The following is a 15,844-nucleotide window of genomic DNA, read 5'->3' as shown; positions in this document are numbered from 1 at the left end:
TTTATTTTGCAAGGCTGCTGCTTCCAGCCCCTTCTGCAATTTGTTCACAGCAACCTAAAGGATTACCTTTTTTGTGAAGTGTTTTAAACAAACTATCTTCTATTTTTGTAAGTCTTCTGTTTGAGTCAGTTTTTTTTATTGTTGTTTTTTCTTTAATAATATATTTTTACTCAAAACATAGTTTTAATTATTACAATAATATTTTGAAGTAAATGAAAAAGTTAAAATTATGAAAATTTCTCGTCTGCATAGAATATATAGTAATATCAAACTAATTGAAAATTATTCGTTAAATCTTGCAGAAGATCATAGTCACTACCTTAAAACAGTATTAAGACTAAAAATTGGCGATCATTTTAGAATTTTTAACGGTATAGATGGTGAATTTATAGCACAAATTACCGATATAACAAAAAATAATTTACGTGTTGACCTTACTAACATTTTAAGAAAAGTAATAATCGAACCTGACCTTACTTTAGGGATATCGATTATTAAAAGTGATAGAATGTTATATGCCATAGATATGGCTGTACAACTTGGGGTGACAAAAATTATTCCATTAGTCACAGAAAGATCTCAATTCCATAATTTTAATAATCAAAGATTGATAAAATGTATTATCGAATCTACAGAACAATCCGAACGTTTAATACCACCCATTCTTATGCCATTAACATCACTTAGTCTTTTCCTCAAGCAGAACATAGATAATTCCATAATATATGCTAATGAAAATGAAGATGAAAATAATACATTATTAAAAATCATGCCTATATTATACTCAAATGACTTGAAGAATGAGGACAATAAACAAGGGGCGAGCATGCTAGGCGTACAGCTAATACGTGAGCACACATATGCCCCGCAAGTATTTACAGAAGCCAATTCTTCAAAGCAGAAGAGTATACACTCAAATATTTCAGTTATTGTAGGGCCAGAAGGCGGTTTTTCACCAAATGAGCTTAAGATGCTTTCATTGAGACCTAATAGTTTATCAATAAGTCTAGGAGCGAATGTTCTACGAACTGAGACTGCCGTGGCAACGTGTCTAGCTCAAATTAAGTTACTTACAACTAATAGTTAATGGTGTGTTCTCAGTACATGACAAAAAGATTAACATGATATAATAATGGGCAATCTGGGAATTAATGGTTTAATAAACATGTCAATTTCATTAGCATCAAATGAAGACATTCCATTAAACCTATAAAATTGAAAGCCTACGGTAGAAAAGCAATGTCAATTTTCAGATATGGACTTGATTATTTACAAAGAACATATTTAAATCAAGATAAAATGCATAAGGAACTAACTAGACACTTATATCTTTAAATTATGATATAAGTAATTGTAAGAGGGTGACTTGATAGACACTGGACTGAAATAGTCGTAAACAGAATAAGTACCCTCTTACAAAGTTTGCTTTGAACAAATTGCAGAAGGTGCTGGAAACAGCAGCCTTGCACAATAAGATGAAGGAGATTATATCATGAGTAAAATAATAGGTCTAGATGTAAGTAAAAAATGGTTAGATATATGTTTATATGAGTCTAACAATAAACCGATATATAATCGTTTTTCCAACGATAAGTTAGGGCATGAAGAACTGATAAAATTAACAAAAGAACAAGAAATTAAGCTAATAGTATGTGAACCTACTGGAGGTTATGAAGCGGATATTTGCCAAAAATTGTATAATAATAAACAACAGGTACATAAAGTCAATACATATAGCTTTAATTCATTTAGTAAATCGGTGAATTTGTGTAAAACTGATAAGAAGGACGCATTTAAATTAGCATATTATGGCGATAAGATGCAGCTTTCAGCTAATTATTTATATCAAGTTGAATCCGATACTTTGAAGAGATATCAGCAAAGGCGAGAAGATTTAGTATTAATGCTTAGCAATGAAAAGAAGAGGCTACATCATAGTATTGATGGTATTGATAAAAAGAGTATAGAAAAGCTCATTAAATTTTTACAGAATGAAATAGCTGAGCTTGATAAAAAATTAAGTGAAGTAATAGATGAGTCAGAAGAGTTGAAAGAGAAGGTAAAAATATTAGAGAGTGTGCCTGGTATTGGTAAATGCGTAGCTAAAAAACTAATTAGTTTTTTACCTGAATTAGGGAATAAAAATTATAGTAGTAATGAATTGTCAGCAATTGTAGGGATAGCTCCTTATGCCCGTGATAGTGGTAATAAGCAAGGACGAAGATTTATTAGAGGTGGCAGAAAAATACCACGATATGCTTTATATATGGCGGTATTGGCTGGTAAAAACGGTGTCAAAAATGGTTTTCAATATTTGAAAGCTTTATATGATAGGCTTGTTAACAATTTTAAACCTAAAAAGGTTGCTATAGTTGCATGCATGCGTAAACTACTTGAAGTATGCCATAAACTTATTCAACAAAAACGTTGTTTTGTTATTTAGATAAATATTTTTATTTTTTTGAAAATTTAGATAAAAGATAATTACTGTTAACAAAGGTGTAATTTAATAGCAGCCAGAGCAATAAAAGAGAGGAAAGAAAGATCATCTTTTTTATATCGAACAGCAAGCCTGCGATTTTCTTTTATTTTCCCAAAAAATCTTTCAATAGCTCCTCTAAGCTTGTATTTTTCTTTATCATAAACAATTTCTATTTTTCTATTTCTTCTACCAGGGATAACAGCAATATTATTCTGAGATTCAAGGCTCTGTCTATTCTTATTACTATCACAACCTCGAACTTGTAGAACATAACATCCAACAATATCTGCAGTTAATTCCTCTGCTACAGCAATATCATTCCTGTTACCACCAGTTAAAAAACCTTCTACTATATGCCCTGCTGTAGTTATGGCGAGATGTAGCTTTGTACTCATTCCCCCTTTACTTTTTCCTTTGCTTTGGCATCCCCCTTTTAAACCACCACTATGTCGGTGTAGCTTAAAGGTTGTGCTATCAGTAATTACTATATTCATTAGACATTGTTAACAAAGCTTATTTAGTTGGTGAATAAAGTCTTTTTTGCTGCAAATTACAAGATTTTTTTGAAATAGGTACACTATTCCAGCAAAAATCTTATTAATTTTCGCTAAAAAATCCATTAATTCATCAATCAAATAAGCTTTGTTAATAGTGTCTAGAAATTTACACAGTTTTTTGCACAGAGCCTAATATGCGACAATGCAGGGTATCACAAATCGAAGCTAGGTTCTGTGAAGTTTTGTAAAAAAATAAATTAAAAAGAAGGAGAGGTAGTGTATTTTCTATTTTAGACAATCAAAAACACTACCGGAATGAATTATCATATAAAAATCAGAGAATGGCAACAAATTATTGAAATATTAAGAAAAAGAAAAGATATAAAAACAAGAAATGAGGATAAGCTTAGACGATTTATTGAAGCAATATGGTACATAACACGTTCAGGATGCCAATGGCGGTTGTTACCGAGTGTTTATGGTTCATGGCGAGCAGTGCATATGAGGTTTAAAACTTGGTCTAATAAAGGAATATGGACCGATTTGTTTGAGCAAGTACAAGCTAATCCTGACATGGAATCAACAATGATTGACGCTACTATAGTTCGTGCCCATGCATGCTCAGCAGGTTATAAAAAAGATAGCCAAGATCAAGAAGCTTTAGGGCGTAGTAAAGGAGGTTTTACTACTAAAATCCATGCCTTAGTTGACGCTCTTGGTAATCCTTTAAAGTTTATTTTAACTGCAGGTCAAAGACATGACATTACACAAGCCAACTCATTGGTTAAAGATATTAAAAATACTATGCTCCTTGCCGATAAGGCATATGATAGCAATGCTTTTATTGAGCAGCTTGAAGAGCAAAATTGTATAGCTGTTATTCCATCAAAAAAGAACCGAAAACAGCAAAGGGAGTACGATAAACATATCTATAAAGAACGTCATTCGATCGAATGTTTTTTTGGTAAAATTAAACATTTTAGACGAATTTTTTCGAGATTTGATAAAACTGCTACTGCTTTCTTGTCTTTTTTGCAATTTGTTGGAGCTTTTATATGGCTTCGTTAGAAAACTTCACAGAACCTAGATGTTTAGTCCCAGGGTGTAATGTTGTATATTATAAAGAATTACCATCAAGAGAGGAATTATGGGACAAATATTACACGGCTGTGCCAAAACGACAGAGGCAATACGTTTCGCAATCCAAAATAGTCAAGAGAGCTTAAAGACTTTAGCAAGAAAATATTCTATTAATCCTAAAACAGTTGCTAAGTGGAAGAAACGAACTACATTACAAGATACTTGTATGGGTCCCAAAGAACCATCTTCTACAGTATTAACTTCTGAAGAAGAAGCTATGTGTATAGCATTTCGTAAACACACTTTATTATCTTTAGATGATTGCTTATATGCTTTACAAGTTAGTATTCCCAAGCTTACTAGATCTTCTTTACATAGACTTCTTCAACGCCATAATGTTAGTAGGTTACCGGAAGTAAAAGGAAATAACAAAACCAAGAAGAAGTTTAAACTTTATCCAATTGGTTATTTCCATATAGATATTGCTGAAGTCAAAACAGAAGAAGGTAAACTCTATCTATTTGTTGCTATTGATCGCACTTCAAAGTTTGTGTATGTAGAACTTTTACCAAGATGTACCAAGACAGAAACAGCACAATTTCTTCGTAATTTAATTAAAGCTATACCTTATAAAATTCATACTATTTTGACAGATAATGGTATTCAATTTACTAACAGAACAGTAGATAAGAATGCTTGGATGCATATTTTTGATCGTATTTGCTATGAATACAATATTGAACACAGGCTAACAAAAGTTAATCATCCATGGACTAATGGACAGGTAGAACGTATGAATCGTACTATTAAAGAGGCAACTGTTAAACGTTTTTATTATGACAATCATCAGCAACTTAAACAACATTTATATGATTTTATCAATGCCTACAATTTCGCAAAAAGACTTAAAGCTCTTAAAGGTTTAACTCCTTATGAATTTATCATAAAAACATGGACATCTGATCCAAATAAATTTATTATTAACCCTAACCACCACATCCTGGGACTAAACACCTAGTTAAAGAATATTTATTTTTTTCTTTTAATTAAAGAGTTTAGTAGAATGACGTTTTCTTCTTGTTTGTTATCCCAATTCTTCAACTCATTTGAGTAAATTTCTATAACATTGTTTTGGTTATGACTTACTTGATAGTTATAACCATTCGCTTGTAATATATTAAATACTTGACTTAGATTGAGTAAAAAAGGGTTAGCATGGGTTTTGAAAAAATTATTTGACGTTTTTAGCAATTCTTGTGCTGTCATTATGGGATAACCATCATATTCAAAATGTAGTACTATCTTTTGTTTTATACTATTAATAGTTAACCTAATATTATGTTTGATAACAAAAGGCTGTTTTTTTAACAAAAAGAATATATAGCTAATAACACTATAAATGATTTGATACAATGCTGCGTTAGAAGAAAAATATAATATTTTTGCTTTACTAGAAATTTCAAACGATATATTCTCGTCTTCCTGATTAAATCTATCAATAAATAGAGTAACTAATTTAGAGGTATCAATTTCTTCTATTTTATTTTCTTGATACAACACTATAGAGCAAGGTACTTTATCACCAAAGTTTTTTAACCTATAATCCTTGATCATATCTTCTTGATTATTGGAATTATTATCAAACAACGATATTTGATTAGCTTCCTGAGCAAATAGACAATTAATTTCCAAATCTTTTTGTTTATTAAAATCATTATTCCAAATCTTTTTCATTAGGCAGGTTTCACAATTTTTTAATTCTAGCTGATGATCAAACTTGAGTTGTTCTAATTCTGCAGTATGTTGGTCTTGATAATGTAATGCATAGGATTTATTGAAGTTGTTAAATGATATTTTTAATAGAACATATAACAATGCCATATTAGTTGTAATAAATGCAGTTAATATCCAAAAAGATTTTTTGATATCTGTTTCTACTTTATGCCAAAATACACTATTAATTGCCAAACTAACGTTAAGTTGGTGAGAATCGTTAATATGATATATTTTATCTACTTGATAATTTTCCATTTCAATATTTGAATAAAGAAAATTTTTATTGAGTTCTATCTTATAATGAATAAATTCCGGAATATCACGATTTAATAACTCTCCAAAATGAAAAATATTATAATATTTACAGTTTAGTGCTTCATTACATATCTCAATCTCACTACTATTATTGTTGATTGAAATGTTTTTTTCCTGAATATTGCTAGATAAGTAATGTGCTAAAGAAGAAAATTTATTCATACTTAGCCCCACTATTTTATCATAGTAGGTTTGTAGAATTTGTGTTTTTTCCATCTCAACTTTATTATTATAATATTGATATAATAAAATTATAATTGTGCTATAAACTCCAAAAATTAAGGTAAATATCTTGAATAAATTTTTTCTTAACTTATCTAGATATGGTGAATCTTGCCCTTTCATAAACTAATAAACTAATAGTTGAAAATTACACAAAACCTCCCTAGGTTCTGTATAATGTCTAAAACATCTAGGTTCATTAACACCTATGCTTAGTTATATATCATACTTTTTATGCTATGCTAAGTTACTTTTATGTCAATAAATTTAATTTTTTCCATTATAGTAAATAATTGTTCCAAGAAGGAAAAAAACAAACTCACAGCACCATTTTCTAGGAGTTAATTTGTTCACAGCAACCTATACTTGTCTAAAAATATTTACTACAAGCCTGCAAATACGAGTATCCTGTTATGATAGTCAGAAATGCAGCAATCCATAAAGCTATTTGCCCTATTAAATCCATGTAAATTATACCAGAACCTTTAGAACCAAGAATTAATACTGACAAAGCAAACATTTGGGTAAATGTTTTAATCTTAGCTAATCTAGATACAGGAATACTTACTTGAATTAAAGCTAAAAATTCACGTAACCCAGCCACTAAAAATTCACGAGCCAAAATTAATAAGCATGGTATCTCCCCTGCAACCCCTTTTTTTACCAACATTATAATTACACAACCTACCAACAATTTATCAGCTATTGGATCAAACATTTTACCAAATCCTGATACTAAATCAAACTTCCTAGCAAGATAACCGTCAAAAAAATCAGTAATACTAGCCAAAATAAATAATATCGCTGCAATTCTATGAGCGAGTTTAGAACTATCTAAATAAAAGGTCATTACAATAACTGGAATAACCACTATACGAGCTACCGTCAGATAATTTGGTATATTTTTGTCAATAGTCATTTATTATAAATTTTTACTTCTTGATCTTTTTCTACAAACAACAGCGACGGATTATGATCTAAATATAAGAAAATAGGAACTATTTTTTATAAAATAACTCAAAAAAACTATTCTAGCTTGCCAAAACTTAAACATCAGGTTCATCATTATCAGAAACGCCCAATGCTTTCATCGCACCTTTTTGTAAACTCATTGCTAAAATCAAATCTAACTCTTGTGTACTAGCCCTACACTCAGGATCTTTATGAAGAGAAGCTAAGTGAGCAGAATCCCAATTTTTTAATAATTCTGCAAGAGGATAAGGGAGATCAGATTCAAATTGAAGTATGTCCCCCCAAGCTTTTGCTTTATCTATTATATATTTTTGTAATTTATTATTATCTTTACTATCTTTGTATTTATAATACTCATATAATTTAGCTAATGCCCATAAACCTTCATAAGCAAAATCTTTTGTGCCAGAAAATATTGATAATTCATCAAGGAAGGTTTTTATACTATTGATAGCTCTCGCAAAGAACTCTACTTGATTTATATCCGATAAAATACCCTTATAAAAACTTGTCATCCCTGCATAGAATTTTGAGTTTTCTTGTTCCTCAGGTGGTTGTAAGTTTGGCATCGTAACTTTTGCGCTTCCCTTCGTCAATGCCTTATAGAGTTCTAAACAATTATATCCTCTTTTATTCGCTATATTTTGCTTTGCCCCTGCATTTTGTAATGCTGTCAATATTGAATAATCCTTATGAAAAATTGCTAAGTGAAGCGGAGTATTGCCATCCTGATCTGGAATATTTAATAAGTCTGTTTCAGGGTGTTTATTTGAGTTTATTTTATAATGTTTTATAAGTAGATTAACAATTTCTAGACTATTGACAGTTACAGCCCTATGTAACGAAGTTTGTCCATAAGAATTTTGATTATTAGGATCAAATCCTTTTGCAAGTAAGATTCTTACAATTTTTGTAGCTCCATAGCAAGCAGCCTGATCAAGTAAAGTTGCATCTTCTGAATCTCTTTGTTGGCTTAAATCAACATCGCATTGGTTAATTATTAATTTTACTATCTTTTCATGTTTATCATTTGTGACTAAGGGGATTAATTCTTTAAATAAATCTTCTGGTCTAATTTTAATAGAATAATTAGGACACCTACTAGTTAACAATTCAAGCGTTTTGCTATCTCCAGCTCTAATAGCATGTATAAAAACATGTTCCAAAAATGATTTATTTGATATGTAGCTATTTCTCTCTTTTTCCGTTATTTCAACTTTTGCCATAAAACCCCTATTAATTAACAGCTTATATCATCATTATCTCCTAATGGCTGCACCTTCTCTTCTTGTAAGCTCAATGCTGAAAAATCTAACTCTTGACTAGCACTACACTCAGGCTCTTTAGGAAGAGAAGCTACATAAGATGTTTCATCTATTTCAATAATTTCTAAACCTTTGCTTGATCTTACCGCTTTCTTTATATCATTATGATCACCTTGTTTGTTAAAATAAATTAAGTATTTACCTTGAGAATTTTTATATATCTGATATGTATATAACCTATAATCTTCAGGAGTTTTAAGTTCTATCAATTTGTTAGGTATAATTTTTATCCCATTACTCTTATGATCTTTATCAATTAACCCTTTTGATAATGCATTTTCAAATTGTTTGAGCAGTTGATGGTCCAACTTATTCAGCAAATTTTGATCGATCTTTGCATAAAAATTTGGTTTACCTTCTATAGAATAAACATCTTGTTGATTAGAGGTATAAATATCTTTACCTATACACCAAATAGATGGTTGCTCTTTAACAGCAGTATCTACTGACTTTTTAAGTAAAGCTTGTTTCTGTTGTTGGAAATAGGCATGAATCGCCTTTGGATCGAGATTAGCAATAAAATCATTTAACTCTGCAGGCTCTTTTATCAAATCGATTGAAACAATATTACCTTCTTCTGTAGTGTCTGCGATAGCAGACTGGACTAGGAGTATTTCTTTTTGCTTCGCTTGAAGCCTTTCTATTAGGTTCTGTGAAGTTTTGTAAAAAAATAAATTAAAAAGAAGGAGAGGTAGTGTATTTTCTATTTTAGACAATCAAAAACACTACCGGAATGAATTATCATATAAAAATCAGAGAATGGCAACAAATTATTGAAATATTAAGAAAAAGAAAAGATATAAAAACAAGAAATGAGGATAAGCTTAGACGATTTATTGAAGCAATATGGTACATAACACGTTCAGGATGCCAATGGCGGTTGTTACCGAGTGTTTATGGTTCATGGCGAGCAGTGCATATGAGGTTTAAAACTTGGTCTAATAAAGGAATATGGACCGATTTGTTTGAGCAAGTACAAGCTAATCCTGACATGGAATCAACAATGATTGACGCTACTATAGTTCGTGCCCATGCATGCTCAGCAGGTTATAAAAAAGATAGCCAAGATCAAGAAGCTTTAGGGCGTAGTAAAGGAGGTTTTACTACTAAAATCCATGCCTTAGTTGACGCTCTTGGTAATCCTTTAAAGTTTATTTTAACTGCAGGTCAAAGACATGACATTACACAAGCCAACTCATTGGTTAAAGATATTAAAAATACTATGCTCCTTGCCGATAAGGCATATGATAGCAATGCTTTTATTGAGCAGCTTGAAGAGCAAAATTGTATAGCTGTTATTCCATCAAAAAAGAACCGAAAACAGCAAAGGGAGTACGATAAACATATCTATAAAGAACGTCATTCGATCGAATGTTTTTTTGGTAAAATTAAACATTTTAGACGAATTTTTTCGAGATTTGATAAAACTGCTACTGCTTTCTTGTCTTTTTTGCAATTTGTTGGAGCTTTTATATGGCTTCGTTAGAAAACTTCACAGAACCTAGTAAAATAAGTATCTTTGATATCTCTATAGTTGACGGATCTAAACTAGTTGAATTCTGTAAATAAGAAAGCGCTTTGTCAAAATTGCCTTTTTCTACATCTATATAAAAAGCAAACTCATTAGCATAAGACAGTAATAGAGCTGGCTTGTCGCCTAAATGAGCATTAGTTTTTAGAAAATTTAAGCAGGTTTCAGATTCTTCTTCCATCCCATGTTGTTTATAAAATACAAATTCTAGATATTTAAGAGGAAGGAAACCATGATGTTGTAAAATTTCGTTATGTTTCTGGTACTTCTCTTCAATAAATTTTAACCCTCTATCCCAAAATCCAGCTTTTTTACAAATTTCCAATATTTTAAATAGCTGAGTTGGTACATTATGTTCCTCCATACAAATATTGATTTCATCGCAACACTCAATGGCTTTATCAAATTCCTTCTTTTGTAGAAAGAATCTTACCCATATTTCTTTATAAATCTCTAGATAAGATTTAAGACCTTTAGGCGTATTGTGCTGGAAGAACGTACTTAATAATTGCGAGAGGGAAGCATCTGGTTTAGATGCAAATTCAAGCATTATATTAGAAAACTCTTTAAGTATTGGACCTGTTATATTTTGTGCATGATTTGTTAATGATGCTACACTGAGGGCATCTGGAGTAAATTTAACAATATTAAGCATTATTTCATATAAATCTCTAAGATCATCATCTTTAATTTTCTCTATTTGCTTTGAAGCATTGTCAATATCAACAAGAGTAAGATAATGTTTTAATTGCTATATTATTGCGTCCTGATCACTTGGCTTTGTTTCCTCTGCTTGGGCAAAATAATCTAAAGACTTTGTTGTATCAAGATGTTTCCATGCTAATCCTAAATTAAATAAGATTTCATATAACGATCCCTTATAGGTCTCAGTTTGTAATTTTTCGGAACTATTAAGCAAAGAATTATGGGCATATTCCGCATATTTAATAGCATTAGGGTAATCTGCTACTTCTAAATACTCTACACACATTATATTATATAATACTATTGAGATAGTAGGTAACTCGCAGACCGCAGCTTTATCTATTATATATTTTTGCAATTCAACACTACCTTCATATTTATAATACTGATATAATTTAACTAACAACTCTAAGCTTCTATTGATAGGTTCTATTTTTTTAGGAGAGTTGGGTAATTGGTTAATGAAGCTTTTTATATCATCGATAGCACTCGCAAAATATTCTTCTTTATTTCCCTCTGATAAAACAGCTCTATAAAAACTTGTTATTCCTTTATAAAATTCTAAATCTTCGTCTATCTCAGATGGTGGTGGTGCTTTTATATCAAGTTTTGCCTTTCCTGTTACCACTAATTTATGAAGAGTGGAATAATTGTACCCTGCTTTATTCTTTATGTGTTCTTGTGCTCCATGGAATTTTAATTGCTGTACTATTTTGGGTAGCTTTAATACAGTTGCTAAGTGAAGTGGAGTATTGCCACCTGTCTCGTCTCTAACATTTACTTCTGCTCCCTTATTAAGGAGTAGAGAAATAACACCTTCATTCTCAGCCATTACTGCCTTATGTAAGGAAGTTTGTCCGTTATTGTCTTTATTATTAGGATCAAGTCCTACTGTAAGGAGAAAAGCCACAATGTCTTGGGCTCCATACCGGGCAGCTATATCAAGCAAAGTCTCTTGAGTTACTGAAATTTTTTGTTGTTGTAACTTAACTTGCAATTCACCAACTATTAATTTTAATATATCTGCATTTTTATCATCTATAACTAATTCAAGTAACAATTCACCAAATAAACCTTCTTGAAATAAGTTCTCCCGTTTTATATCAAGACAAGACTTTAAGTCAGTTGACTTAAATAATAATTCAAGTGTCGTAACGTCCTGAGTTCTAACGGATGCTAAAAAAGCATCATGTAGAAAAACTTTATTCGATTTACAAAAATCCAATTCTTCTTTTGTTATTACAACTCTTCCCATAAAAACCCTTTACATTAATTACATAAGTAATATATCACTAAAATTTAGTGCCACTAATAACAAAAGATATTTTTTTAGAAAATTATTTGAGTATATTAACCCAGCATTACTCCTAGATAGGTTGCTTTGTCGCTACTAAAGTAGCTCCTTGCAATGACATTTGTGAATTTGATGTAATGTTAGTATGGTTGGTTATGTCATGAACTTGTTTCAGTTAAGAGTCATCCTGAATTTATTTCAAGAACTTGTTTAAGTGTACATATATCAGGGCGATTTAAAAGTTGCAATAATGATAGAAAGCACTAAATTACAGAAACGAATGGTTGCCATCGCGAGCCACTAAGTGGCGTGGCGATCCAAAAAAACAGCTGGCTAGTTTTATTTTTTGCCGATGCAACTTCTGGATTGCCACGTCGCAGCTTTGCCGCTCCTCGCAATGATGTTTATGCATTTTCTAAAATAAATTTTCTATCATTAATTGCAACTTTTAAATCGCCCTGAAACGCTAGTTTAATTTTCAAATAGCTTTCTCCACATTAACTATGATAAGAGGCGATTTATTCATTTCATGTTTTAATATTTTGCGAATAGCCGACCTTACAGCATTTTCGATTTGGTCATTGAGGAGGTTGCCTTTTGATTTTCTCTGAATTTCTATTGTTTCAGCGATATCATCTTTGATTACATTAATTAACTGTGCATCATCATCAGAGTCAAGAAGTCCTGGCATAGATAAAATAGGTCGACAAGTAAGTTCACCTTTCTTATTTATTATCAGAGAAGCAACTACTATACCATCATCACGCATACGTCTGCGAGTTCTAAAAATTGATGATTCAGCTGGCAAAAGATAATTGCCGTCAACAGCTAAATAACCTGCTGTTACCTTAGTTAAAATACGAGGATTATGAGGATCAAGTAATACTAAGCTACCATTTTCAACTTCAACAGCATGCTTTATACCATTTTTACGAGCTAATTTTGCTTGCTCATGTATATGTACCGGCTCACCATGTACTGGTACGCAAATTTGCGGTCTAATTAAGGCATACATTTGCTTGAGTTCGTCAATTGATGGATGTCCAGAAACATGGACAAAATGATCTCGTTCAGTTACTACTTCAATTCCTGCTCTTACAAAAATATTAAACATACGGAAAATTTTCTTTTCATTACCAGGAATAATTTTTGAAGAAAATATAACTGTATCTTTAGGAGCTAACTTGATACTAGGGTGACTATTATTTGCCATTTTGGCAGTAGCTGCTAGAGGTTCACCTTGACAGCCAGTAGCAATAATTAAAAGTTCTTGCCTTTTAAATCTTGCTACATCCCGCTCATCAATTAAAGGGGCAATATCTTTCATATAACCACTTTCCTGGGCTGCAAGTAGAATTCTATGCAAACTTCTTCCCGATAGCACTACTTTTCTTCCTGCCATCTGACCTGCATGAATTATAGTTTCAAGACGTGCCAAATTTGAAGCAAAAGTTGTGACCACAATCATCTGGGGACAACCTGCTATAATATCTATTAAACTTTTACGTACTTCTCCCTCCGAACCAGAATTTCCTGAATTAAATACATTAGTTGAATCACAAACTAAAGCTAAAACCCCTTCATCTCCATAGGATTTTAGTAGAGCTTCATCAGCTTTCTTACCGAGTAAAGGATCAGGATCAAATTTCCAATCTCCAGTATGAAAAATATTGCCAGCTTCTGTGCGTATCATAATTGCCTGCATTTCTGGAGCTGAATGGGTGAGAGGTACCATTTCTAATTGGAATGGATCAAGATTTATTTTTGCCGAAGGTTTTACTTCATGAATTTTTATAGTTTTAGCAAAATCATATTCTGCTAATCTAAGTTTTAGAAAATTTGCTGTAAAGGTAGTGGCATATATTGGGCATTTTAGACTGCTCCACAAATATTGGACTGCTCCCAAATGGTCTTCATGTGCGTGAGTTAGGACTAAAGCCAATAAATCTTTTTTATATTGTTCGATAAAGCTAATATCAGCAATTATCATATCAACACCTGGTAAATAGTTATCGGCAAAACCGCTGCCGCAGTCAACCATCAACCACTTTCCCTTATAATGATATAGATTGACATTTATGCCTATTTCATTTGCTCCGCCAAGTGGTAAGAATAGTAAATCATTTTTATGATTTTTAATGTTGAATGACATGTTAACTTCTATATTATGTATGGTTTGAGTATGCATTTATAACTTATTTTTGGCTTTTAGTCTATGATTAATACTAATTTAGTTTATACTAACATATTTGTCTTTGGTATAGTCTTACTATTGATCATATTATTTCCTAATTTTGATATAGATTTCTCAAATTTATTCTACGATAGTAAGGATGGATTTATTTACCGTAACAATAATATTGTCTTATTGTTGTTTGAAGTTATTCCGATATTAACTAAATTACTATTTATAGTAACATTATTATATCTACTTTACTTAATTGTTAAGCACAAAACTTTTAATAGGCTTATTATTTCTGGAGGATTTTATATAATCTTATCTACAGCAATAGGCCCTGGATTATTGGTAAATCATATATTTAAAGAACATTTTGGCAGGGCTCGTCCTGTACAAATTAAAAATTTTAATGGTACAAAGAATTTTACTCGGGCTTTTTCAATCTCTAATGAATGTGTACATAATTGCTCATTTTCATCAGGACATGCGGCTATGGGCTATAGTTTAACCAGTCTTGCTTATATTGCTCCTTTTATATATTTTTCAAGAATCTACAGTATTGCCTTGATTTTTGGTTCATTAATTGGGTTAAGTCGTATATTAATGGGAGGACATTTTTTAAGTGATGTATTAGCTTCTTGTTTTGTTGTATTAATAATTAACCATATATTGTATTTATGTTGGCAAAAGCTAAAATTGATGTAAATAAAATTGCAATTAGTTATAACAATTCCACGAAATCGTTAGAATTAGTTAATCAGCTTGAACTATTTTATAAGTTTTGTAAAGTGGAAGAAGCAGAAATAATTATTGTAGTTGGCGGAGATGGAGAATTATTACATGCAATACATCGTTATATGCACCTGAACATTCCTTTTTATGGTATTAATTCTGGCAATATTGGATTTTTAATGAATCCAATTATTGTTGAAAAATTAATAGATAATTTACAAGAATCGATAGTTTCTCATTTATATCCTTTAGAAATGCAAGTAGAAACTGTAGATAGTAACACCTACACTGCTTTAGCTATTAATGAAGTCTCAATATTTCGTAAAACCAACCAAGCTGCTAAATTTAGGATTGAAATTGATCGAATTGAACGTATGAGCGAATTAGTGGCTGATGGGGCAATGGTTGCAACCCCAGCTGGTAGTAGTGCTTATAACCTATCTGCCGGGGGGCCTATTTTGCCACTTGAATCAAATGTATTATGCCTAACACCAATTTGTCCTTTTCGCCCAAGACGTTGGCACGGTGCATTATTACCATTTTCCACTACTATAAAATTTGAAATTTTAGAAAGTAATAAAAGACCAGTAAATGCAGCTGCAGATTTCCAAGAGTTTTATGATGTTAAATCAGTATTAATTAAGTCAGCAAAAAACAAGATGATCAAATTACTATTTGATAAAAGAAATACCCTTGAGAATCGTATTATCAAGGAGCAATTTAATGAGTAACAG

General features: G+C 31.3%; 15 protein-coding genes. 7 read left to right on the top strand and 8 right to left on the bottom strand.

Annotated features, from left to right (window positions below):
* Nucleotides 1-229 precede the first annotated feature (229 nt).
* Together AAGD39_RS01190 and AAGD39_RS01185 are read left to right on the top strand one after the other, a co-directional pair.
* Complete coding sequence (locus AAGD39_RS01190; protein ID WP_341756824.1) at nt 230-1,087, top strand: RsmE family RNA methyltransferase; 858 nt, start codon at nt 230-232, stop codon at nt 1,085-1,087.
* Between the two features lie 405 nt (nt 1,088-1,492).
* Entirely contained in the window at nt 1,493-2,443 is a 951-nt protein-coding gene (locus AAGD39_RS01185; RefSeq protein ID WP_341756716.1) for a transposase, read from the top strand.
* 47 nt (nt 2,444-2,490) lie between these two features.
* Here the strand turns inward: AAGD39_RS01185 and AAGD39_RS01180 are convergent, their stop codons facing one another.
* Nucleotides 2,491-2,976 (bottom strand): transposase, encoded by a 486-nt coding sequence (locus AAGD39_RS01180; RefSeq protein WP_341756823.1) that lies wholly within the window; start codon nt 2,974-2,976, stop codon nt 2,491-2,493.
* A gap of 318 nt (nt 2,977-3,294) precedes the next feature.
* Here AAGD39_RS01180 and AAGD39_RS01175 point away from each other — a divergent pair, with 318 nt between their 5' ends.
* Nucleotides 3,295-4,047, top strand: coding sequence for an IS5 family transposase (locus AAGD39_RS01175; RefSeq protein ID WP_341756107.1), 753 nt, complete (start codon nt 3,295-3,297; stop codon nt 4,045-4,047).
* A 79-nt stretch (nt 4,048-4,126) separates the two neighbouring features.
* Nucleotides 4,127-5,077, top strand: coding sequence for an IS481 family transposase (locus AAGD39_RS01170; RefSeq protein ID WP_341756822.1), 951 nt, complete (start codon nt 4,127-4,129; stop codon nt 5,075-5,077).
* Nucleotides 5,078-5,088: 11 nt separating this feature from the next.
* Here AAGD39_RS01170 and AAGD39_RS01165 read toward each other — a convergent pair whose 3' ends face one another.
* The 4 genes from AAGD39_RS01165 to AAGD39_RS01150 form a co-directional block, all read right to left on the bottom strand.
* Nucleotides 5,089-6,495: a hypothetical protein gene (locus AAGD39_RS01165; RefSeq protein WP_341756821.1), complete on the bottom strand. Its 1,407-nt coding sequence runs from the start codon at nt 6,493-6,495 to the stop codon at nt 5,089-5,091.
* Between the two features lie 247 nt (nt 6,496-6,742).
* Nucleotides 6,743-7,291, bottom strand: coding sequence for a CDP-diacylglycerol--glycerol-3-phosphate 3-phosphatidyltransferase (gene pgsA, locus AAGD39_RS01160; protein WP_341756820.1), 549 nt, complete (start codon nt 7,289-7,291; stop codon nt 6,743-6,745).
* 127 nt (nt 7,292-7,418) lie between these two features.
* On the bottom strand, nt 7,419-8,570 hold the full coding sequence (locus tag AAGD39_RS01155; protein ID WP_341756819.1) for an ankyrin repeat domain-containing protein: 1,152 nt from the start codon (nt 8,568-8,570) through the stop codon (nt 7,419-7,421).
* Between the two features lie 14 nt (nt 8,571-8,584).
* Complete coding sequence (locus AAGD39_RS01150) at nt 8,585-9,385, bottom strand: hypothetical protein (protein WP_341756818.1); 801 nt, start codon at nt 9,383-9,385, stop codon at nt 8,585-8,587.
* Nucleotides 9,386-9,402: 17 nt separating this feature from the next.
* Between AAGD39_RS01150 and AAGD39_RS01145 the strand changes: the two genes are divergently transcribed.
* Nucleotides 9,403-10,155 (top strand): IS5 family transposase, encoded by a 753-nt coding sequence (locus tag AAGD39_RS01145; RefSeq protein ID WP_341756107.1) that lies wholly within the window; start codon nt 9,403-9,405, stop codon nt 10,153-10,155.
* On the opposite strand, the gene AAGD39_RS01140 is transcribed toward AAGD39_RS01145, so the two are convergent.
* The 3 genes from AAGD39_RS01140 to AAGD39_RS01130 all read right to left on the bottom strand — a co-directional run bounded on the left by AAGD39_RS01140 (nt 10,139) and on the right by AAGD39_RS01130 (nt 14,351).
* A complete protein-coding gene (locus tag AAGD39_RS01140; RefSeq protein ID WP_341756817.1) occupies nt 10,139-10,855 on the bottom strand; it encodes a hypothetical protein in 717 nt (238 codons plus the stop codon). The two genes, AAGD39_RS01145 and AAGD39_RS01140, sit on opposite strands and share 17 nt — an antisense overlap.
* Nucleotides 10,856-10,951: 96 nt before the next feature.
* A complete protein-coding gene (locus tag AAGD39_RS01135) occupies nt 10,952-12,160 on the bottom strand; it encodes an ankyrin repeat domain-containing protein (RefSeq protein ID WP_341756816.1) in 1,209 nt (402 codons plus the stop codon).
* Between the two features lie 517 nt (nt 12,161-12,677).
* Nucleotides 12,678-14,351: a ribonuclease J gene (locus tag AAGD39_RS01130; protein ID WP_341756815.1), complete on the bottom strand. Its 1,674-nt coding sequence runs from the start codon at nt 14,349-14,351 to the stop codon at nt 12,678-12,680.
* A gap of 63 nt (nt 14,352-14,414) precedes the next feature.
* Between AAGD39_RS01130 and AAGD39_RS01125 the strand changes: the two genes are divergently transcribed.
* Nucleotides 14,415-15,083: a phosphatase PAP2 family protein gene (locus AAGD39_RS01125; protein WP_341756814.1), complete on the top strand. Its 669-nt coding sequence runs from the start codon at nt 14,415-14,417 to the stop codon at nt 15,081-15,083.
* On the top strand, nt 15,074-15,841 hold the full coding sequence (locus AAGD39_RS01120; RefSeq protein WP_341757198.1) for an NAD kinase: 768 nt from the start codon (nt 15,074-15,076) through the stop codon (nt 15,839-15,841). The genes AAGD39_RS01125 and AAGD39_RS01120 overlap by 10 nt, the downstream gene beginning before the upstream one ends.
* Nucleotides 15,842-15,844 lie beyond the last annotated feature (3 nt).

Origin of the sequence: Candidatus Tisiphia endosymbiont of Nemotelus nigrinus (genome assembly GCF_964026475.1) — a bacterium.
Taxonomy (GTDB): Bacteria; Pseudomonadota; Alphaproteobacteria; order Rickettsiales; family Rickettsiaceae; genus Tisiphia.
The sequence above is the reverse complement of the archived record's forward strand: the minus strand, read 5'-3'. Positions and strand labels throughout refer to the sequence as shown.